The following is a 20614-nucleotide window of genomic DNA, read 5'->3' as shown; positions in this document are numbered from 1 at the left end:
TTTTACAATCGATAGGCATATAAACTCTATAATTATACTTATCTAGTTTTTGCAATGATTCCATTATGCACTTTAATATAACCGTGACGAAGTATATCAAAACCAGATTCATATACAAATAAACCCATTTGCTTTATATTCATTAGCTCTCGATACGTATGATTCATTACATCAGCCATTATTTTATAGTAAAGTCTCGACTTTAATTGATCACGTGGAGTTGTCATGATGAGGTATCCAGATGGCTTTAGAAATCTTCGATGCATATCTAGAATTTCTTCTTTATGTTCATCAGGTACATGCTCTAATAAACCTACACTTAGGACAATATCAAATTCTTTTCCATATTTAAGATTTCGAATATCTTCCACTACGTACTCTATGTTCATATCTGATTTGTACCAAACTTTTGGACCACCAGTTCTAGGATTTACACCTAAAAATGGATATGATTCAGGAAATTCTGCAAACCGATAATCACGGCAATACGAATCATAATCTACTAAAACGACTTCAGCTCCAGGATACATAGCCGCCAATTGCATGGCTTCATAGCCTTCAGCAGCTCCTAAAAATAAGATTTTAGGCTTTTGTATATCTAACCCTTCAAATAATGCTCGTTTTCCTCTTGGATCCCATATACCATCTTCTATCCGATGTACATAATTCCATAATCTTAATTTTATTAAATCACCTACTCCTTCTTTTATTTCTCCAAGATGGAATTGTTTTAGATGTTTTGCGAGCGCTTTCTTTTTCTCTTCTAATTCTGCTGGTACATCCTTTACAAACCATTCGTGAAAAGAACGATTAAAATATTCCCACGACGTTTTTACTGGCATACTCGTTTGATTATGGTTCTCCCATTCAATTCGATCTTTTGCAACTGTTTTCACTTCGTATGGCCGGCCGATTTGCTTCCAAGAAAGCTGTGACCAATCACTTACAATATTCGTAGTAATGAACTGATCTAGGTCTTCTTTCTTTGGATTCCGTAGATCTACGCGGAAACTTGGAGTCAGAAGCGTTGTCTCAATATCCTGCTCAGAATATTGTAAGAATTCCTCATGTTTTTGAATTACACTCAATCAATAGCACCTCCATGAGAATCGTATTTTGTTTCACTATCTCATGGAGGTGCTACGAACGTCAATATAATTATAAAAATATTCTGTAAAATCAAGCTAATAGATTCGTTAGATCCTTCCATCCGTAAGCCGTTTCTTTATGGTTTTCTCCACCAATATCGATATATTCATAGTCTATAACGGCCGGTTTTAAAGACTGATAGAATAACGTTGAAGGGTTTTCTGATAATACCCATACAAGCATAGATGAATAGCCATTTGTCTTTAAATCTTCTGCGAAAGTTGTTACTAATTTTTTCCCTATTCCTTTTTGCTGAAACTCTTTTAATATGTAAATGGCATAGAGCTCTCCCTCGATCCCATACTTATTTGTCCGTTCACGGCCACCACTGACAAACCCCACAATTTTGTGATTTACTTCTGCAACCCAAATATGATGAGATTCTTCTGCTAAGGCACTCGTCCATAAGTTCTCCCTATCTTCGTACTTGATGTTTTGCAAATAACTTTCTTTGATTATACCGTGATAAGTTGTTCTCCAGCTATCAACATGAACCTTCGCAATTTGCTTGTAGTCTTGTTGAATGGCTTTTCGAATAATAAGGCTAATGGTCAACCGAATCCCCCCTCTATTTATCAGAATTATAACATACTAAACTATGTAAATTTTCCTTCATGATACGGAAACAACTGAATCCTTTACTTTCCTAGCAATTCCGGGTAACGTGATGAAATAAAACAAACTTATTAATAATTCACTAAAGCCAACTACCGCTACCAGAGCTTCTATTGAAATCCATTTAGGAAAAACGATAGCTATGATTCCTTGTGTAACTGCGAAGGTAAACATCATAAGAGGAGTGATCAGTGCTTGAACACGTCCCATCATTTTTTTCTCGACAATTTGACCAATCCAACCAAAAAAAGCTACATTGCATAGTGGAACACTAAAAGCATAAATAAAGTGAAAAATTACAAAAACCGAACTATAATGGAATACTGATTGTGTAAAGTGAGCAAGAGAACTTACTACAAAACTCGCTATGATCATTTTGTAAAGAGGGATTTTTTTTACTAACCTAGTTGCGTAAATGCTTCCGAGTAAAATTCCTATCCCAAATGCCCAGCTAAGTATGACTTGCATACCTTCATAGTTAGTAGGTGTGAGATTATATTTCATCATAAATAGTGGAATTACACTCATAGCACCATTTACGATTCCCATGATGATAACGCCAAAGTATAAAGATAAGATGATGGGATTTTTAACCGTATAGGAAATACCTAATTTAAAATCTCCTATCATATCTGAAAACTTTAAATCGTTAAACCTTATTTTTCCATTTGGTAATCTTATATCTTCACTTATACTACATGAATAGATGAGTAATCCTGATAGAAAGAAACTTATCGAATCTACAATAATAGCCCCAGAGATCCCAATATTCCAATAGGCAACTGCCCCTAAACCACTTCCAATAATGACAAAAATACTATACAGCATTTGATTGAATCCAATCGCAACAGGATATTCTTCCTTTGATAGTACACCTTGAATAATCGCAACTCCTGCTGGATGAAAAAATTTCATGAATCCACTTCGGAGAAATAGTAGCAAAAACACAAGAGGTACACTATCAAAATAGATGGCAAATAACAAAAGAATACTAATAAATCCACTAATACCATCACACCATAGTAAAATTTTCTTTCTATCAAGCTTATCTGCTATTACGCCAGTAAATAGAAAAACAAATAGTGTTGGTAACGAATACATGAGTTCGGTAATAGTCGTAAAAATGGGTTGAGTTGAAAAACGATCTAACATATAAAAGGCCATAGCTGATAAACCAGTAAACGTCCCTACTTGTGAGATAAGTTGAGCGAGATACATTTTTAAATATGTAGAATTGTTGAAAACACTTAAACGAGAAGAAATTTTCATTGTTCAATCTCCTTTGAACTTATTCATTAGTTCAATACTAATTGAACTAATGAATAAGTTCAACTATTATGTAGCATGTTTTGTATATTCTTCTCAAAAGGAATGAACATGATATAATAAATAATCATTAGATATAAAGTGAAATCAATCAGAGGGGGTTTTCTTCATCCTCCACTGATTGTTAGCCTGGGCCCACACGATGTGGGACACACAGACGTTGCCACAGGATGTGGGACACACAGACGTTGCCACAGGATGTGGCGATCTTAGTCTGTGTTCCAATTAATGGGTTCTTACTGGCGTTTTCCCCCCACTTAAACTTCACGATACATCTAAAGTTTTGAAGTGGTGGCCTTGGCGCCAGTTGGAACGGGTAAAGGAGCTAAAATATGACTTTTCAGGTCAGAGTTGACGATTCACCCGTATATGAACTGATACTATCATTTGCTCTATATAAAAGACCTTCTAATATTAAGTACTTAGATGTTGGTAGCAAATGGATAGACCATGTAAATAATCAAATTTCCCCCTCCCTGCGCAAAAAATTAGAGGAGAAGGATGACATCGCCTTCATAGATGTAGCCTGTATTTTATTAGAACAATGTCCGAATAGAGATAGCATTGAGGCTTTTCTCGAATGGCTTAAAAAACCGTCATCTGGAGAGTTATACGAGTTGTTATGCCCTCTGTTAGTAGAATGTGATACAAAGTATTTGTTAAATATTGAAAACAGTCGAACAGAGTTTTTGGAATTAATACATGAATGGAATGAGCAGTATTTCAAACATTTTCCACATCGACTTTTATCAGAACGAGTGAACTCTGCCAATAGGTTAAAAGCAGATTTGAATGACTCTGATGCTTCAGTGGCTGTGGTAATTGAAAAATATGCAACTGGATTAAGAATAGAGAGAGAGGATATAAACGAAGTCATACTTTTACCTGCTTATCACTTTAGACCCTTACATACATTCAGTTTCTTTAAGGACAAACTATTTATTTGGTACCCAATTCGTAATACTGGTATGGAGGAAGATGAATTATTAAAGATTTTAAAGGGGATGGCAGACTCTAAAAGACTCCAAATATTGAAGTTTTTATCTAAAGAAAAAGCTACCTTTACAGATGTACAAAAAGAAATTGGTGGTGCAAAGGGGAATGCTCACCATCACCTTATGATATTGCGTTCAGCTGGTCTCATCCGTGTTCATTTAACGAACGAGCAAACATATTTTAGTACACGGCTATGTTTCCCAGACACGGTAAAAGAACAACTTCTATCATTCTTAAAATAAGTAAGCAGCCCTAGCTACTTACTTATCGTTTCTCTTCAACTTGATCACCGGGGGCTACAAGCTCCACTTTGATCCGATCTGGATCTTCAAAAAAGAGTGCATAATAGTCCTTACCACCTGCAAAAGGGTGTTTGTCTTCGTATAATACATTCATCCCACGGTCCTTCACAGCTTTTGTCATCAAATCTACTTGCTCCCTAGAAGATGCGTGAAAGGCGAGGTGATTAAGTCCTATACCGCAGCGATGATAGGGCATATGTAAATACTTTTCCCTTGTTTGGACAAAAACAAGATACATATTATGAATTTTATAGCTTTTCCCTTTCTCCCATTCTTGAAAGGCTACATACCCTAATTCAAGTAAAAACCAATCCCAAAATGAGAGACTTTTCGTTAAATCTGAGACATATAACTCTATATGATGTATCATCCCTACGTTTTTCAAACCACCACACCTTTCTTTCCTTATCACTTGAATCGTACCAAACAGTGAGCAAATATGGAAACAAAAAAAGTGCACGGTTCGTGCACTTTTACGAACTTATCCTTTATATTCACCGTTATTTTTTGCTGCCTTTTCCTTCTTTGCCTTTTTCTTATGCTTTTCATTTGCATCGTGGCTTCCGAGCTCATGTGAAAACTCAGAATCAATGACAGCAGAATCAAAGCCCTTCTTATTTTTTTGCTGTGGATCATTCTTTTTCGTTCTTTTTGCCATGTTCATTCACCCCTTTAAGACTAGTTTTTACTTGGTGAATGAAAAACATGCAAAAGAGGTGTTCTTCATTCCTTCAACACTGCAAAAAAATCTGCATACGAACTTAGGTGATAATCTGCTTCCACGACTGGATTTTGGAAAGAACACGTAGCGATTCCGATCTGCTTGGCTGGAATTAAATCCAACTCCCTATCACCGATTGCCAAATGAAGTCCATGTTTCTTATGTAAGAATTCATATGATGTCTTATCAGGCTTTCTAGGAAATCCATCATCCCCTGCAATAATCTCAACGAAATAATCTGATAGGTGATGAAAGTCTAAAATCTGAAGTACTTCCTCCCTTTCCTTATGTGTCATAATGACATTCTTTTTTGCATGCTTCAATATCTCCTCTACACCTGAAAAGGGAGATACTTCGCCTGGTTTAATTTCAGAGGTTTTCCTCCTTATGAGTTGTACCATTTCCTCATCTAATTGATAGTGCTTAATCGCATGTGAAAAAGAAACTTTTAATTTCATATAAATTTCTTGTTCACTTACTCCATTACCCACTATCTCCATCATTATTTTTGTATAAGCAGGATAGGTATCAAATATAGTTCCGTCAAAATCCCACAATATATTCATCAACTTTCACTCCATAATTTGATTAGTGCTTGCGTACCACTATTTTCCTCCCCACTTGAAGAGAGCTCATCATAAAGTTTTTTGGCAAGAGCCAATCCTGGTAATTTTAAATTCATTTTTTCAGCTTCTTCGAGGGCGATTTTCATATCTTTAATAAAATGCTTCACATAAAAGCCCGGTTCAAAATTCCCTTGCAGCATCCTAGGTGCTAAATTAGATAACGACCAGCTACCAGCAGCTCCAGCCGAGATCGATTGCAAGACCTTTTCAGGTTCAAGACCACTTTGCTTAGCATACACCAATGCCTCACAAACCCCCATCATGTTACTTGCAATTGCGATTTGATTACACATTTTTGTATGCTGACCTGCTCCGGCATCACCTTGCAAAACAACATTTTTTCCTACCAATGAAAGTATAGGTGAGACTTTTCCAAAGGTAGATTGGTCACCACCAACCATAATCGTAAGCGTTCCATCCCTTGCCCCAATGTCACCACCTGAAACTGGGGCGTCCATCGCATGTAAGTTTTTCTCTTTTGACAGACGATAGATTTTCTTAGCTAAGCTTGGTGAAGAGGTGGTAAAATCAACTAAAACGGAACCAGGCAATGCATGATTAATAATTCCGTTCTCTCCAAAGTACACTTCTTCAACATCCTCTGGGTATCCTACCATCGTCATGATGTAATGAGAAGAAGCCGAAAGATTTGCAACTGACTCCATCCAATTAGCACCCATATCAATAAGCTCTGCTGCTTTGTCCTTTGTTCTTGTATATATATTAACTTCATACCTAGCTCTCATGAAGTGTTTTACCATGCTTTTTCCCATCACGCCTGTTCCAATAAAACCAATCACATTACTGTTTGTCATAACCCTTCTCCAACTTCCCTTCGTTATAACTTTTCACTATTTTACCAAAGTTTCCATGATTAAAAAAAGTAATCTAGTGAGTAAAGATATTTTTTACATCAATACAAAAAAGCATTGAACTAAGTCAATGCTTGATGGCTTATTCAACTTTATCAATAACCCACTCTTCACCTTTCGTTTTTAGTGTTAAAGTCTGAGTGAATTCTCCTTCTTTTAATTCATTGGGACCTTCTGCTTTTTCAGTTAATAACGCTTTTGAAAAAACGAGCTCCACTACCACTTTGTCATCTAGTTTTTCTTTAACAGTGGAGCTTACTTTTTTCACTTCATAATCAAATTGAGCAAAATCCTTATCATAATATCCTCTAAGCTCGATATGCTGAGCGGAGAATGGATGAATTGTTTTTAATAAATGGTCTATATCTTCTAAATTAATCGCTTCTACGTATTTATTTACTACTGTTTCAATTGGATCATCTGAACTAGCCTCTCCACTAGCAGATTCACTTCCTCCACCACACGCTGACAACATAAGCATTAGGACCAATAAAAAACTGAATAAGGATGTTTTTTTGCTCATCTTTTCCCCCCAAAAATTTTTAGTATTTATAGTATACCAACCACAAATATATTTTTCAATATTCTGAATATATATAATTTACACATAACTAGAGCTTCAGTGAAGAGATTTTATGTAATCCCTTCCTCAAAAAATGAATAAAGAAAAAGCTCTTCACTTATTGAGGAGCTCTGTATGATTGATGATAAAGCTTTTAATATAGGTAAGTAAATCTTCTTTATTTTCGAGCATTCCCATATGTCCAGACTGCTTAAGCATTTGTTGTTGTATATGAGGTCCATCAAATGAAAATACCTTTTCTGTCGGAATAATTTGGTCTTGTTCTCCAGCAACTAATAATACTGGAATTTTTATCCTCTCAAGGACATGGTTTCTACTAGGTCTATTCATCATAGCTTGCAAAGCACCCTTTGCACCTATAACACTTGTACTAAGTCCTATTTCTTTTACAAAATCAACCTCATCAGACATTGTTTTATAATTAACTGATGAAAATAGCTTAGGAACTAACAAACTGATTAATGGTTCAATACCATTATCACATATAAGTTCAATATTTTTTTTCCTACTCTCCTTCCCCTCCTCATTATCTGCGTTAGCCGTTGAATGAATGAGGGACATACCTCGTAAATATTCGGGATATTGTTCAGCAAAAGATAATGTTACATATCCACCAAGGGAGTGACCAAACATCATGACCTTATTAATGTTCAACTCATCTAAAAGTAATTTTATATCTGTAGCCATATCATCGATAGTATATGGCTCACATACGGCACTTGTTTTCCCATGTCCCCTTAACGAAGGTGCAATAACTCGGTAGGAGTCAGTTAATGAAGGAACGATTTCCTCCCAATAGGCAGCACTCCCACAAAAACCATGAATGAATACAATTGCATCTCCGCTTCCTTCATCTATATAGGATAGAGTTAAATCTTGAATTTTCTTACGGTGTCGTTGCAAAATGTTCTCTCCTTTCTACCTATCTTACATTTCTACATGTAATCAAATTTCCCTTTTTTCTATCCATTTAAACGAAAATAGACGGTTAAATTAACATGCCAAAATATCCTTTATACGAAAAAATGACACAGTCCAAATTTGTATGAACTGTGCCTTAATATTCCTTTTTTTCCTAAATAATACTTATCCTATATTTAAGTAAGGATTAACTCACAAAGTTTCTAATTAGAAGGCATTGGAGCTCCTTGCTTATCCCTTCTCATATATTGATATCCAAACAGTAGAACAAAGAGTACTGCACCAACAGTGTCTGAGATACCCTCTGGATAGATTAATAAAAGTCCTGTAACAAATGCAATAACACGCTGTATCACACCCATTTTGTTCATCCAATAACCAATCATTGATGAGCCAATTGCTATCATACCAGTAACTGAAGTAATTATTACCCAAATGAGACCGCCCAATGTTGTATCTATCATCAACAACTCAGGTGATAACACAAATATATATGGAATAATAAACGCTGCAATGGCGAGCTTTGCAGATTGAACCCCGGTTCTAATTGGTTCCCCACCAGATACACCAGATGCTGCAAACGCTGCTAAAGCTACTGGTGGTGTAATATCTGCCACAATACCAAAGTAGAACACGAATAAATGAGCAGATAAATCAGGTACACCAAGCAATATAATCGCGGGTGCTGCAATCGTTGAAGTAATTACATAATTTGCTGTTGTAGGTGAGCCCATTCCTAAAATGATAGCTGCAATCATTGTAAAGAATAGTGTTGGAAGTAATAATCCCCCTGCTAAGTCAACAAGCCCATTTGCAAGCTTTAAGCCAAGTCCTGTTTTTGTTACAACACCGACGATAATACCCGCGGCGGCTGTAGCTGCTGCTACTGCTAATGCAGTTCTTGCCCCATCAACAAGAGCTTCAATCATTTCTCGAATTCCTATTCTAGTTGATTTTTGAATCGCACTGACAGCTATCGTCACAACGATGGCCCAAAGAGCTGACTTTGTTACACTCATGCCTGACATTAAGAAAAAGACAACTGCTAGAATAGGAACAAGTAGGTAAATCTTTTTAAGTACTTCCTTACGATTTGGCATTTCCTCATCTTTTAACCCACGCAAACCAATGCGTTTTGCTTCAAAGTGAGTCATGATCCAAATACCTGTAAAGTAAAGAATTGCAGGTATTGCCGCAGCTTTGGCAATATCCCAGTATGATATACCACCGATAAATTCAACCATTAAAAAGGCAGCAGCTCCCATAATTGGTGGCATTAATTGCCCTCCAGTTGAAGCAGCAGCCTCAACTGCACCTGCAAACTCCTTTTTGTAGCCTAGTTTCTTCATCATCGGAATTGTAAATGAGCCTGAAGTTACAACATTCGCTACAGAACTTCCGCTTATTGTACCTTGCAAGGCGCTTGAAAAAATGGCTACCTTTGCAGGTCCACCTGTTAACTTACCAGCAATTGTCACCGCTAAGTCATTAAAATATTGGCCAACACCTGTTTTTACTAGAAATGCTCCAAAAAGTAAAAACAAGAAAATATAGGTAGACGATACACCAAGAGGAGTTCCTAAAATCCCTTCTGTTGTGAAAAACATCGTTTGGATAATTTGTTGTATACTTAATCCTCTATGTGCTAGAAAACCCGGCATATAAGGTCCAAAGTGAGCATATAACAAGAAAACGAGCCCAATAATTGTAATAGGAAGCCCAACTGCACGTCTAGTAGCTTCTAGGACAAGTATAATTGCAAGTGTTCCAACTATAAGATCAAGCGTTGTTAGTCTGCCTACACGTAATACAAGATCTTGAATCATTAATGGCCAATATGAACCAACAATGACACCAAGAATAGATAGAAGTCCATCATACCAAGCGATTTGAAAGCGACCCTTTTGTTTTTTCAGGTGGCCTTTTACTGCAGGGAACAATAGAAAGATCAATCCAAGCGCAAATCCAAGATGGACCGAACGCTGTATCTGTGCGGTAAAAATTCCAAATATAGCTGTATAAAGCTGAAATAAAGAAAAAGAAAGTAGTCCAATAAAGACAATCCAACCAACGACACCAGTAAGTTTTCTTGTACCAGCCTCTGGATCATATTTTTCTAGTAATTCTTGCATTTCCACTTGTGAATTCTTACTTTCCACTCATATTCACTCCTTTCACCATTTCAATTACACTTATTTTTCTAAACTTTATTTTAACCCAAGAACCAGGTTTAATAAAATCAGAAAACGAAGTGATTTTATCATGAACAATTATTTGATGATTTGCAACAACTTGGCCCGTTCGGAGGTCAATTGCTGGATAATTCCTTTTCATGTTTGATATAACTATCTTTCCATTTTCAATATGAAAAGTCTCACCCGTTAATGCATCTGAGGGCATTCCAATCGCATAATCTTCATAAATAAGCTTTGTCTGCATGATTTGCCCTTGTCTCGTTATTTGATAGTATTCTCTAACGTCCGAAAGATGAATGGAATGAGTATACTGTATCTCAAATCTATCTCCATGATTCAAATCAAAATAGGCAGATATGGCTCCAGAATTTTCTCTTTCGATTACAAGTGCATTCTTATAAGGTATAAATAAGATCGCAACACAAAATAGGATTACAACAAAGTAATAAACATAACTTTTTTTCATCATTGACACCATTCATTAAGCTTAGAGTTGTGATTGTTAAAGCTTAGAAAAAAGATAGACTGAAAAGTTTTTCAGCCTATCTTTTTACCTTCTTCCTTATGAAGCTTATTTTAAGCCTTTTTCTTCGAAGTATTTCGCAGCACCAGGGTGTAACTCGATCCCAACTCCATCAAGTGCTGACTCTGCAGTGATGAGCTTTCCTTTGGCGTGTGTAATTTTATCTGTATTTTCAAAGATAGCTTTTGTTATATCATATACATCATCATCTGCTAAATCAGAAGACACTACTAACATTGCCAGAACGGCAACTGTTGTTACTTCTACTTCAAGTCCGTAAGTTCCAGCTGCAACTACATCTTTTGCATAATAAGGATATTTCGCAATGAGTGCATCAATTTTATCTTCTGCAAGTGGAAGAAGCTTTACACCTTTTACTGCAGATAATGCTTCAACGGAACCAGTTGGCGTACCAGAAGTAATAAATGCCGCTTCAATGTTTCCATCTTGAATTCCTTCTGTTGACTCATCAAATGCAAGGTGTTGAGCTTTAATATCATCCATAGTCATTCCATGGATTTCTAAAATTTGTTCTGCATTCGCAAAGGTACCACTACCTGGCGCTCCAACAGAAACCGTTTTCCCTCTTAAATCCTCAACAGAGTTAATACCACTATCCGCTAGTGTTACAATCTGAATTGTTTCAGGGTATAATGTTCCAATTGCTTGGACATTATCTATTGCATTTTCTTCAAACATTAATTTACCTTCTGTTGCATAGCTAGCGATATCCGTTTGTACAAACGCAATATCTGCTTCACCATCAGCTAATGTTTGCATATTTTCTGCTGATGCTCCAGAAGATTGAGCTGTTGCTTCAATTCCAGTATTATCTGTAATAATATCAGCCATCGCTCCTCCAAGTGGATAGTATGTACCTCCCGTTCCACCTGTCACGATACTCACAAATTGTTTCCCGCTATCTTGGTTCCCGCTACCTTGGTTCCCGCCACCGCCACACGCTGCTAGAATCATAGATAATCCTAACACTAGTACGATAGAAAAAAATAGACTTTTCTTCTTCAAGCAAAACTCCCCCTTTTGTAAGAAAATTCCGTACATAGCTATTTTACTAAAGCCTTTCCAAGAATGTCAAATCGACACCATCCAATCGTTCATTCTTGATAAGTTTATTAAGGTTCGTTCAAAAAATAACAAGCTGCTAAGCGTTCTTTTCTAGTGAAATTTGTCCATCATAATCAATGTGTGCATATATATTTTTTTTATACTCATAGAATGTAAAAATTTGTTTACCAATCTGTATTGTCACATCCTCATGAACTTCACCGAGTTCCATAACTCCATAACTTTCAACCATTAACGATGTTTTGACACCTGTCGATGATCCAACACTTCTTATTTTAATATGTTTTCCTGCTCGTACAGATCCTCCTCTTACTAGTCCTGAAACAAGTATGGAACCTTTCGCCTGGAGTATAGAGTTATAGCAACCTTTTCCAAGTACGTGTATATCGCCATCACTGTATAACTGGCTATGGATCGAATAACCACAAGCAATTTGTACTGAAGGGTCTACTTCCTTTGAATTTATTTCTATAACTCCTCTTAAATGTTCTTTCAGTTGAAGAAGTTCTTCTAGGGAATACATACTTGAAGAGTGGAAGTTTAATAAACTAAATAGCATATCATTGATAAAAATAAGGTCTGATTGTGTAACATTGTCGTTTTGAATGGTTGTCTCATATGTTTTCGCAATTGGAATAAGCTCCATCAATTTCTTTTCTAAGAGAATACGAACGTACCCTCTTATATTTATAGAATTTAGTGAACTATTGGAGTGTTGTTGTGATGCCATCAGCTGTTGAATACCGTTTAATAAATAGCCAATATACGTTTCTATTTTCAATAATAAAGGGCAAAGCTTTGTCACAATTACATCACTCTTCCCTGCATAGGCATATGAGGATATAAGGCTTTTGCCTATAGAGATTGTATGAGGAGCAAACAACTTCCCGTTGCTAACTGTCCCTATAATGGAGATTTCGCCCTTCGCTTCTATCTCCATACCATCCTCAACATTTCCTGTTACATCCACATCCCCATTGAATCTTATATTTCCATTTGCAAATGTTAAATCCCCTTCATGAACTAACTTTTTAACAATGTCAAGCTTTGCGTAATTCTTTGTTAACTCTAGCTTTGGTCGACCTTCTTGAAGTGCTATTATTTCGCCATTTGAATCGATTTGGATTTTGTCAGATACACTCACCTTAAGCTCCACACCATTTACTGGTGATAATATATCACCCGTTACAGATATACCTTCCTCTCCATTCGTTGGAGGAAGAATTTGTCCGATTAGATCACCTTCTTGAACATGAGGTATTTTTCTCGTTTCACGAAAGTCTAAAGTTCCATCCGGTAGCTCTAGTGGTGGTACAAATGTGTCTTCAAGGTTTATATATAAATCAACTCTGCCATCTTTTCCTGGTATTGGCTTTTTACCTTTAGCTATGATGATCTCTTGTGATCGTTTCTCTTTTAATACTTGTTCGATGAGTTCATTATTTAATTCTGCCGTAATCCCGAGTTCTCTTGATTTCTTAATGACATCCTGAACGGTCACAGAACACTCTTCCACAACCTTTTCTTCAATGCGTAAAGTTAGTCTTGAGAGCGGTGACTGATCAATAAGTTTTCTCACCACCTGGTGACCAGGATCATAGTTCAAACTGGCTTCTGTTAAACTTTCATTTAATCGTATTGACCATTCTGGCTGTTCGTTAACCTGTTCAATTTCAATCATTATTTCATCTGATTCGGAAATTTTTACAGGTCCATCAATTTCTTCACCGTTAACAAAAACATGGGCATACTTACATGGAACAAGTGTAGGTGCCTGCATAGTAAAATCTCCACTTTTAATAAGTTGTCCATTTTCAATACCTATTGAGCCTATTTTACTTGCCGGGGGTAGTGTTTCATTATCTTCATCTTGTGTTGAAATCTCATTGAACATTACTTTCACTTTATAAGGAGAATATCCGATTCCAAGTATGCCTTTTTTACCTTCCTCTAGGACTTCAACTACTACCTGGTCAATCGTCGCCTTTAATTCAAGCAAAGCTTGCTCAATTGCTGCTTCATAGGTTTTTCCTAAGCCAATAACAGACTTCATAAAAAAAACACCTCCTTTGTAGTTATGGTATGTATCTCTAATTTTTGTTATAAATGTATATATTCTCTAATTATTGTATTTACCACCACAATACAAAAAGAATCCTAAATTGTCTATATTATTTTATTTATAACTTGAGAGCTAGAATTTTTCATATAACTAAAAAAATAGCGATAGGATTAACCCCATCACTATTTCAACCATATTCCCGCCTTTTACCAGAATCACTACTATCAATTAACATCCTTGATAAAAGGTTTTACTCTTCCTCAAAAATTTCTTGAAACCTTTTTAATTCTGAATCCTCATTCGGAGTATACTTAAACGAGTTCTTAAATTGGTATGGATTATTTGGATCCATATCAATCGTAATACCCATTTGCTTCCCTTGTGAAGCAGTAGAATCATTAATAATACTTTCCTGTTTTCCATCTGGATGAAACTGGTGAGCATGTTTGTTTTCTCTCGATTCAGGTGATCTAGGCATCTAAACACTCCTTCATAAACTGATTACTTGACTCTTTTAACTTTTGCCAAATCAGATGGAACTATGTGAATGGATTGAGAACGGTAGGATTAGTTTTTATCCCTTTTACACACCCTAGTAAAAAAGGGGTGTATATAACATGGGCGCTACTGAAAAAAATGGATATATATTTGAAACAGAGTATAGTGTCATGCTTCAAAAGGGGGCCATACACGTATATAAAGATGGAGAATTTATCGAAGAAATCACATTCGAATTTAAAGGAAATCAACCAGATCCAAGTAAAGTTGAACAGCTTATAGAAAATTACTTCAACTAAAGATGCTTTGAGGGGATTTGTATGGTGTTCCAAAATTACTTAAGGGGCATTCTTAACAAATGCCCCTTTTTTATTACTGCTGACCGTATTGCGGCTCTTCATCTTGGATCTGTTGAACCCTAGAGTTTAGCGAATCAACAAGCTGTTGAGTTTGTTGTGATGCATTTTGATAAAATTGCTTTGCTTGCTCATTCTCTGTTTGAAGAGCAAATGTTTCAAAACTCGCTTGGGCACTTTTTAGTCCCGCTAACGTTTGTTTAACTTGCGTAGCAACAGTCAAAATAATTCCTCCTTGAAATCGAAAGTCTTACTCAAATAGAGAAGCATTTCTAGTTTGTCTATAACCACTTAATTTACAAATGAAAGTTTTTGCCATGAGATTGTAGTGAAAATAATTTTTTCGTCATCTTCGAATACTACTGTTAAATAAGTGATCTTTGAAAGGAGTGATATATATGCCTTCCGTAAATTCTATTTACTATGATCGGCATGGTGCAGGAAAGCCCATTCTTTTTATCCATCCTCCTGGTATGGGACTTGTGACCTTTAACTTACAGCTACCTTTGAGTAACAAATATCAAGTGATCCGAATGGATCTTCCTGGTAATGGAAACAGTATCCCCCCTTTCAATAAAATTACGATTCCACTTTTAGCGAATAGTGTCATTCCGGTTTTGAATGAATTAAAGTTAGAGGAAGTTGTTATTTGTGGTTATTCAAACGGTGGTTCAATTGCATTAGAGTTTGCCTTGCAATATCCTGAGCGTACAGCAGGGATTATCTTAATTGGCGGATTTCCTGAAGTGAATTCATTCTTGCTCCAGCAAGAATTTCAATTAGGCATCTTAACCGTTAAGTTAGGGGGACTTCCGTTATTAGCTAAAGTACTAGGATTTGCCCATGGTACTACTCCTGACTATAAAAAGGAAATTGAGCAATACGTACTAAAAAGCCATCCAGGTTCCCTTTATGATATGTATGTTGAAGGCCTAAAATATACCTGTACAAACAGGCTTTATCAAATAAAATCACCATTATTACTCATCTATGGAGCAAAGGATTACTATGTTCATCATTATCAATATTTATTTAAGGAAAGAATTAAAAATACTGAAGTTGTTTATGTCTCAAAGTCACGCCATCAAATACCTACAAAACATGCAGCTGAATTGAATGCAATTATTCATTCATTTATGGATAAAGTGTAGCTCCTTTATGAGTTTTCTTTTTCTATTATTTTTTTTTTGTATAATAGAAATAACGTACAATGCTAAAGGGGTGCATGAAAAATGAGTATATATACGAAACAATTATATGTTTTTGAGGATAATAAACCCATTAAGGCAACGATAAGAAATTACAATTCAGAAGATTTTCAAGATCTAATAAAAATCCAAAGAGAAAGCTTTCCCCTACCATTCCCTGAAGAATTGTTATGGAATACAGAGCAGCTTTCTAATCATGTTCAATTATTTCAAGCAGGTGCACTTTGTATCGAGGTTGACGGAGTAGTATGTGGGTCTATGACTGGAATGCTTGTTAACTTTGATCCAGAAAATCCTATACATACTTGGGAAGAAGTCACTAACTCAGGTTACATTAATAATCATGACCCCAATGGAAACTCTTTGTATGTTGTAGATATCTGTATCTCTCCTTCTTATCGTAAACTAGGACTCGGAAAGTTACTAATGCAATCCATGTATGATGTCGTTATCCACCACCAACTAGATCGCCTAGTTGGTGGTGGTCGCCTACCTGGCTATCATAAACATGCGTCCTCACTTACCATTGAAGAGTATGTAAAACGTGTGTTTACAGGAGAAGTTTATGATCCAGTCATCACTTTCTTAATCCGATGTGGCAGAACACCAGTTGCAGTGGCTCCAAATTATTTAGAAGATGAGGAATCATGCCATTATGGTTTATTAATGGAATGGAAAAATCCCTTTCACCTCATATGAAAAAAGGAAGCCCGAATGAGCTTCCTTTAAAATACTGACATCCTTTGATTAGTCGTTTTGCTTATGTGGGTATGTGGTCAAAGCTTATTTTATGTGCATGAGATGTTCTGTATGTTCATGAATGGTTTCATTTTGTAAATGTAGGATGACTATAAACTCACCCTTACTAGGAAAACCATATTTTGCTTCGTATGTACCTCTAGCTCGTTCTATTGCATCGATAAACACATGCTTTGTATCATCTTTCTTAAAGATTTCAAACTTTACTTTAGCTTGTTCTAGTGGCTCATTTTCAAGTAAAGCTACCGCTGTTAATGTAGCTTCTTGGCTATTATCTACCTGTTCGTAACTGAATTCAAGGACAATGTTTCCGTCTGCATGATGATGAGCATGTTCATCATGGGAATGTGTGGGATCTGTTTTCGGATCTTCAGACTGCTCTTCCGGGCTACCCACTAGAATCTCCTTTTTTGGCATATTATGCTGATCCCTTGCGGTCACATGGGCAACAATGTTGTACGTTCCGTCTTCTTTAAATATTTTATTCATTTCATATATGCCATTTATTATATGCACGACTTTTATCATCTCATGCTCTGTTTCACTCATTTCCCACACTTCGAATTTCACTTCACTTGCATCTTCAACTGGTTCTCCACCTTGAGAAACAACAGCTTGAACGCGTACATTTTCTCCAGGTACTGGATCCTCAGGTGATATCTTTATTTCAACCTCAAGAATAGCTGGCATATCTAAACTCTCTTGACTACTAGCGTCATCATTATTATCTGCATTACAGCCAACTATCACGACTATGAGTAGTAATAACCAATATTTTTTATTCATTTTCACACCATCCTTTTAACAAGGATAATTATAATCGAAATTTCATTAAAATATACAATCATATCTTGAACATTTCATGACAAGCTCAATCCTATCCATAACCAAGGATGGAGAAAATCCACACTAAGTAGATCATTTTCTTCGCCATTCCTCCATCATTGGTCATGATTAGTCCTATTTACAAAATTATACCAGTACCGCTTCCTCCTCCGGTTACAACGACAACGAACAGTTAACTTTCAAGTGCTCTCCCATTCTTTTACATTAATTCTCATTATGCATGTGATTTTACTGTTTTGTTTGTCCTAATTAAATATAAATGTGTGAAATGTTCGATCACTGCTAAAAATACAGCCACAATTAATGCACCGAAAAAGGTTACTGCCGTCCCCTCCATCATATACGAGACTCCATAAACAATTAAGGTTGCTGCTATAAAATCTAAAAAGGTACTCGTCCACAAAGTGCCTCGCTTTAAAAAAATATACTCCATTAATGTACCTACTACAGCTAAAGATAGTCCAATTATAATAGGCTGAATCCAAGCTGTGTAATTAACATTTGGCAGTATATATGCCGATAACGCTACAACAAGTGGACAAATAATTATTTTCATAAATAAACTAGTCATGTTTATACACCTCCTTTTTAATAAAGTCTTACATGCTTATGAAGTTTATTCACGTACAGTGTAATAAACGTGTAGCCCTCATATATTTAAACAGCCTTTTCTTTTTTAACACATTATGGTAAAGTCATTTTCAAGGAAAGGGAGATACATTATGAAAATTGTTATCGCATTTAACCATCAATTACATCATCATATTTAAAGCCTTGTACCAGTAGGGTACAGGGCTATTCCTGTACCCTACTGGTTTATTTGCTTTTTAAGCACCTAGTAGGGATTTTTTCACTACTTGGTGCTTTTTTTATTCTCAAAATTTTTTAGGTAAGGAGATTGGATCATGGTACTTCGATTACAAAATGTAAAAGGAACAAGAGATTACTTACCCTCGGAACAAATAATTCGGAATAAAGTACGACAAGTTTGCGAGGAAACCTTTGAGTGTTACGGCTGTAAATCACTAGAAACACCCATTCTAAATATGTATGATTTGATGGCGTACAAATATGGAGGGGGAGCAGAAATCCTAAAGGAGGTTTATCGGCTAACTGATCAAGGTGACAGAGATTTAGCACTAAGATATGACCTCACAATCCCATTTGCAAAAGTGATAGGTATGAACCCTACATTAAAATTACCATTCAAGCGTTATGAAATTGGAAAAGTCTTTCGAAATGGTCCTATTAAAACAGGTAGATATCGCGAATTTACACAGTGTGATGTCGATGTTGTAGGAATTCAATCAGTCTCAGCTGAAGCGGAGCTTATGTCAATGGCAGTAGAGATATTTGAAAAACTTGGCCTGGAGGTAACGGTCCAATTTAATAATCGCAAACTTTTAGTTGGACTCTTAGAGGAGTTTGAAGTCTCCCAAAATCAACTAGAAGAGACAATCCTGATTTTAGATAAAGTTGAAAAAATCGGAGTCAATGGTATCGTTAAAGAGCTTACCGACATCGGCATTCGTGTAGATACAATAGCTACTATCAAGCAATTATTTATGTCAAATGAGCCAAAAACAATCTCTTATTTTCAGTCAAATTTTTCAAACCCAACACTTCAAGAAGGTATACGAGAGCTTCTGGAATTAGAAACTTATCTACAAGCTTTGGATGTAATCAATCAAAGCGAATTTAATCCATTTCTCGCAAGAGGCTTATCGATCTACACAGGTACTATTTATGAAATATTTCTAAAAGATGGATCCATTACTTCAAGCATTGGTAGCGGTGGACGGTATAACTATATTATTGGATCATTTTTAGAGGATGGTAACGAGTACCCCGCTGTTGGGATTTCTATAGGACTGGATGTCGTTTTCAATGCACTATTGCAAAAGCAACAAGCACCTGAGAATCTCCTAGATATTCTCATCATTCCACTAGGTACACTTGACACATGTCTTACACTTGGAAAAGCTCTTCGTAATAATGGATATAGAGTTGAGATTGAACAGATTAATCGGAAACTGAAACGGTCTTTACATTATGCTGATAAGGAAAATATCCCTTTTGTTCTAATCATTGGGGAAAATGAAATACAAAACCAAGTAGCTGTTGTTAAAAACATGAAAACAAGTTCCGAGCAATTAGTATCCATACCTAATCTAATAACGTATAATTTTTCAAATTAGGACAAATTATAAAGCCGATTAAATTACTTCATTTTATAGACAAGTTATTATGGGTAATGGGTATAGTAAAAAGGAACGGGATAGACCCATTCCTTTTTACTATCTTGCAAACGTGTGATTGCCAATAACAACAGTAACAGGGCGTGATTTTATCCACTCACTTTGAGCTGTACGAGGATTGTAGAAGTATATAGAGCCACTTCCTTGACCACGGAATTTTAAGGCTTCTTCAACTGCACGTCTTGCATCATTATCTGCAGGAAGCTTTAGGGTACCGTTAGCTGCTGGTGTAAAAGCATAATACCCACCAGCTGACCTTTCGGTAATAACTTCATGAATTGAATTAGGAAATAATTTGCTATCTACACGGTTTAGAACAACTGTTGCAACCGCGACCTTGCCAGCGAATGGCTCACCTTTCGCTTCTGCGTGAACTAACCTAGCTAATAGGTCTTTTTCATAGCTTGTTAGAATATGTGGAATATCAATTGTTTCACCTGCAAATAAGCTATATTTATATCCATTGATTTTTTGGATAGAGGCGATTGAGACACCATACTGTGCACTCAGTTTCCAAAAAGTATCTCCGTATTTTACTTGATGTGAAGTCGAATGAGCATCTGCTGCATTTGCCTGAAAGGTAAAGATTGAAGCAGCTAGAGTTGTAGCAATTGCTAGTTTTTTAAACCATTTCATGTTATCAAACCTCCTAGTTTTTGCTCACCTACTAAACTATCAGCTTACTAGAAGGAATTAAACACCAAGTTTTTAC

Annotated in this window: 23 protein-coding genes; 5 read left to right on the top strand and 18 right to left on the bottom strand. The window is 36.1% G+C overall.

From position 1 onward, the window contains the following. Window positions 1–38: 38 nt before the first annotated feature. The 3 genes from ACFSCX_RS03290 to ACFSCX_RS03280 all read right to left on the bottom strand — a co-directional run bounded on the left by ACFSCX_RS03290 (window position 39) and on the right by ACFSCX_RS03280 (window position 3033). Entirely contained in the window at window positions 39–1088 is a 1050-nt protein-coding gene (locus ACFSCX_RS03290) for a class I SAM-dependent methyltransferase (protein ID WP_377926677.1), read from the bottom strand. Between the two features lie 91 nt (window positions 1089–1179). Then, on the bottom strand, window positions 1180–1704 hold the full coding sequence (locus tag ACFSCX_RS03285; protein ID WP_377926676.1) for a GNAT family N-acetyltransferase: 525 nt from the start codon (window positions 1702–1704) through the stop codon (window positions 1180–1182). A gap of 57 nt (window positions 1705–1761) precedes the next feature. Beyond that, window positions 1762–3033: an MFS transporter gene (locus ACFSCX_RS03280; protein WP_377926675.1), complete on the bottom strand. Its 1272-nt coding sequence runs from the start codon at window positions 3031–3033 to the stop codon at window positions 1762–1764. A gap of 389 nt (window positions 3034–3422) precedes the next feature. Here ACFSCX_RS03280 and ACFSCX_RS03275 point away from each other — a divergent pair, with 389 nt between their 5' ends. Then, a complete protein-coding gene (locus ACFSCX_RS03275) occupies window positions 3423–4328 on the top strand; it encodes an ArsR family transcriptional regulator (protein ID WP_377926674.1) in 906 nt (301 codons plus the stop codon). Between the two features lie 22 nt (window positions 4329–4350). Here ACFSCX_RS03275 and ACFSCX_RS03270 read toward each other — a convergent pair whose 3' ends face one another. The 11 genes from ACFSCX_RS03270 to ACFSCX_RS03220 form a co-directional block, all read right to left on the bottom strand. Next, a complete protein-coding gene (locus ACFSCX_RS03270) occupies window positions 4351–4758 on the bottom strand; it encodes a VOC family protein (protein WP_377927064.1) in 408 nt (135 codons plus the stop codon). Between the two features lie 111 nt (window positions 4759–4869). Further along, window positions 4870–5046 (bottom strand): hypothetical protein, encoded by a 177-nt coding sequence (locus tag ACFSCX_RS03265; RefSeq protein WP_377926673.1) that lies wholly within the window; start codon window positions 5044–5046, stop codon window positions 4870–4872. A gap of 65 nt (window positions 5047–5111) precedes the next feature. Continuing rightward, entirely contained in the window at window positions 5112–5675 is a 564-nt protein-coding gene (locus tag ACFSCX_RS03260) for an HAD-IA family hydrolase (RefSeq protein WP_377926672.1), read from the bottom strand. After that, on the bottom strand, window positions 5675–6550 hold the full coding sequence (locus tag ACFSCX_RS03255; RefSeq protein WP_377926671.1) for an NAD(P)-dependent oxidoreductase: 876 nt from the start codon (window positions 6548–6550) through the stop codon (window positions 5675–5677). Before ACFSCX_RS03255 ends, ACFSCX_RS03260 begins: the two co-directional genes overlap by 1 nt. 139 nt (window positions 6551–6689) lie before the next feature. After that, complete coding sequence (locus tag ACFSCX_RS03250) at window positions 6690–7130, bottom strand: hypothetical protein (RefSeq protein WP_377926670.1); 441 nt, start codon at window positions 7128–7130, stop codon at window positions 6690–6692. Between the two features lie 153 nt (window positions 7131–7283). Next, window positions 7284–8093: an alpha/beta fold hydrolase gene (locus tag ACFSCX_RS03245; protein WP_377926669.1), complete on the bottom strand. Its 810-nt coding sequence runs from the start codon at window positions 8091–8093 to the stop codon at window positions 7284–7286. 221 nt (window positions 8094–8314) lie between these two features. Beyond that, a complete protein-coding gene (locus tag ACFSCX_RS03240) occupies window positions 8315–10243 on the bottom strand; it encodes a TRAP transporter permease (protein ID WP_377927063.1) in 1929 nt (642 codons plus the stop codon). A 16-nt stretch (window positions 10244–10259) separates the two neighbouring features. Further along, the gene (locus ACFSCX_RS03235) at window positions 10260–10772 is read right to left on the bottom strand and encodes a DUF1850 domain-containing protein (protein WP_377926668.1); all 513 of its coding nucleotides are present in this window, start codon (window positions 10770–10772) and stop codon (window positions 10260–10262) included. Window positions 10773–10877: 105 nt separating this feature from the next. Further along, window positions 10878–11855: a TAXI family TRAP transporter solute-binding subunit gene (locus tag ACFSCX_RS03230; RefSeq protein WP_377926667.1), complete on the bottom strand. Its 978-nt coding sequence runs from the start codon at window positions 11853–11855 to the stop codon at window positions 10878–10880. 136 nt (window positions 11856–11991) lie between these two features. Then, a complete protein-coding gene (locus tag ACFSCX_RS03225; RefSeq protein ID WP_377926666.1) occupies window positions 11992–13968 on the bottom strand; it encodes a flagellar assembly protein A in 1977 nt (658 codons plus the stop codon). 259 nt (window positions 13969–14227) lie between these two features. Beyond that, window positions 14228–14455, bottom strand: coding sequence for a hypothetical protein (locus tag ACFSCX_RS03220; protein ID WP_377926665.1), 228 nt, complete (start codon window positions 14453–14455; stop codon window positions 14228–14230). Window positions 14456–14594: 139 nt separating this feature from the next. On the opposite strand from ACFSCX_RS03220, the gene ACFSCX_RS03215 reads away from it, so the two are divergent. Beyond that, window positions 14595–14774, top strand: coding sequence for a DUF5370 family protein (locus ACFSCX_RS03215; RefSeq protein ID WP_377926664.1), 180 nt, complete (start codon window positions 14595–14597; stop codon window positions 14772–14774). 73 nt (window positions 14775–14847) lie between these two features. Here the strand turns inward: ACFSCX_RS03215 and ACFSCX_RS03210 are convergent, their stop codons facing one another. After that, window positions 14848–15054, bottom strand: a complete 207-nt coding sequence (locus tag ACFSCX_RS03210) for a DUF1657 domain-containing protein (protein WP_377926663.1) — start codon at window positions 15052–15054, stop codon at window positions 14848–14850. Between the two features lie 175 nt (window positions 15055–15229). Between ACFSCX_RS03210 and ACFSCX_RS03205 the strand changes: the two genes are divergently transcribed. Continuing rightward, window positions 15230–15982, top strand: coding sequence for an alpha/beta fold hydrolase (locus tag ACFSCX_RS03205; RefSeq protein WP_377926662.1), 753 nt, complete (start codon window positions 15230–15232; stop codon window positions 15980–15982). 87 nt (window positions 15983–16069) lie between these two features. Continuing rightward, the gene (locus ACFSCX_RS03200) at window positions 16070–16738 is read left to right on the top strand and encodes a GNAT family N-acetyltransferase (protein ID WP_377927062.1); all 669 of its coding nucleotides are present in this window, start codon (window positions 16070–16072) and stop codon (window positions 16736–16738) included. A gap of 84 nt (window positions 16739–16822) precedes the next feature. Here ACFSCX_RS03200 and ACFSCX_RS03195 read toward each other — a convergent pair whose 3' ends face one another. Beyond that, window positions 16823–17584, bottom strand: a complete 762-nt coding sequence (locus ACFSCX_RS03195) for a FixH family protein (protein WP_377926661.1) — start codon at window positions 17582–17584, stop codon at window positions 16823–16825. 274 nt (window positions 17585–17858) lie between these two features. After that, a complete protein-coding gene (locus ACFSCX_RS03190; protein ID WP_377926660.1) occupies window positions 17859–18215 on the bottom strand; it encodes a hypothetical protein in 357 nt (118 codons plus the stop codon). A gap of 334 nt (window positions 18216–18549) precedes the next feature. Here ACFSCX_RS03190 and ACFSCX_RS03185 point away from each other — a divergent pair, with 334 nt between their 5' ends. Continuing rightward, on the top strand, window positions 18550–19842 hold the full coding sequence (locus ACFSCX_RS03185; protein WP_377926659.1) for a histidine--tRNA ligase: 1293 nt from the start codon (window positions 18550–18552) through the stop codon (window positions 19840–19842). Between the two features lie 99 nt (window positions 19843–19941). On the opposite strand, the gene ACFSCX_RS03180 is transcribed toward ACFSCX_RS03185, so the two are convergent. Next, on the bottom strand, window positions 19942–20538 hold the full coding sequence (locus ACFSCX_RS03180; RefSeq protein ID WP_377926658.1) for a cell wall hydrolase: 597 nt from the start codon (window positions 20536–20538) through the stop codon (window positions 19942–19944). Window positions 20539–20614 lie beyond the last annotated feature (76 nt).

The sequence above is a fragment of the Bacillus salitolerans genome (genome assembly GCF_042680805.1).
GTDB lineage: Bacteria > Bacillota > Bacilli > Bacillales > SA4 > Bacillus_CJ > Bacillus_CJ salitolerans.
This window is presented reverse-complemented; position numbering and strand designations above follow the sequence as displayed.

Excerpts from the sequence above, each read along its gene's own strand:
- ACFSCX_RS03190 (WP_377926660.1), bottom strand. The coding sequence starts at position 18,215 with ATGACTAGTTTATTTATGAAAATAATTATTTGTCCACTTGTTGTAGCG.
- ACFSCX_RS03265 (WP_377926673.1), bottom strand. The coding sequence starts at position 5,046 with ATGGCAAAAAGAACGAAAAAGAATGATCCACAGCAAAAAAATAAGAAG.
- ACFSCX_RS03260 (WP_377926672.1), bottom strand. The coding sequence starts at position 5,675 with ATGAATATATTGTGGGATTTTGACGGAACTATATTTGATACCTATCCT.
- ACFSCX_RS03185 (WP_377926659.1), top strand. The coding sequence starts at position 18,550 with ATGGTACTTCGATTACAAAATGTAAAAGGAACAAGAGATTACTTACCC.
- ACFSCX_RS03205 (WP_377926662.1), top strand. The coding sequence starts at position 15,230 with ATGCCTTCCGTAAATTCTATTTACTATGATCGGCATGGTGCAGGAAAG.
- ACFSCX_RS03225 (WP_377926666.1), bottom strand. The coding sequence starts at position 13,968 with ATGAAGTCTGTTATTGGCTTAGGAAAAACCTATGAAGCAGCAATTGAG.
- ACFSCX_RS03255 (WP_377926671.1), bottom strand. The coding sequence starts at position 6,550 with ATGACAAACAGTAATGTGATTGGTTTTATTGGAACAGGCGTGATGGGA.
- ACFSCX_RS03235 (WP_377926668.1), bottom strand. The coding sequence starts at position 10,772 with ATGAAAAAAAGTTATGTTTATTACTTTGTTGTAATCCTATTTTGTGTT.
- ACFSCX_RS03220 (WP_377926665.1), bottom strand. The coding sequence starts at position 14,455 with ATGCCTAGATCACCTGAATCGAGAGAAAACAAACATGCTCACCAGTTT.
- ACFSCX_RS03280 (WP_377926675.1), bottom strand. The coding sequence starts at position 3,033 with ATGAAAATTTCTTCTCGTTTAAGTGTTTTCAACAATTCTACATATTTA.
- ACFSCX_RS03180 (WP_377926658.1), bottom strand. The coding sequence starts at position 20,538 with ATGAAATGGTTTAAAAAACTAGCAATTGCTACAACTCTAGCTGCTTCA.
- ACFSCX_RS03215 (WP_377926664.1), top strand. The coding sequence starts at position 14,595 with ATGGGCGCTACTGAAAAAAATGGATATATATTTGAAACAGAGTATAGT.
- ACFSCX_RS03240 (WP_377927063.1), bottom strand. The coding sequence starts at position 10,243 with ATGCAAGAATTACTAGAAAAATATGATCCAGAGGCTGGTACAAGAAAA.
- ACFSCX_RS03275 (WP_377926674.1), top strand. The coding sequence starts at position 3,423 with ATGACTTTTCAGGTCAGAGTTGACGATTCACCCGTATATGAACTGATA.
- ACFSCX_RS03195 (WP_377926661.1), bottom strand. The coding sequence starts at position 17,584 with ATGAATAAAAAATATTGGTTATTACTACTCATAGTCGTGATAGTTGGC.
- ACFSCX_RS03270 (WP_377927064.1), bottom strand. The coding sequence starts at position 4,758 with ATGATACATCATATAGAGTTATATGTCTCAGATTTAACGAAAAGTCTC.
- ACFSCX_RS03250 (WP_377926670.1), bottom strand. The coding sequence starts at position 7,130 with ATGAGCAAAAAAACATCCTTATTCAGTTTTTTATTGGTCCTAATGCTT.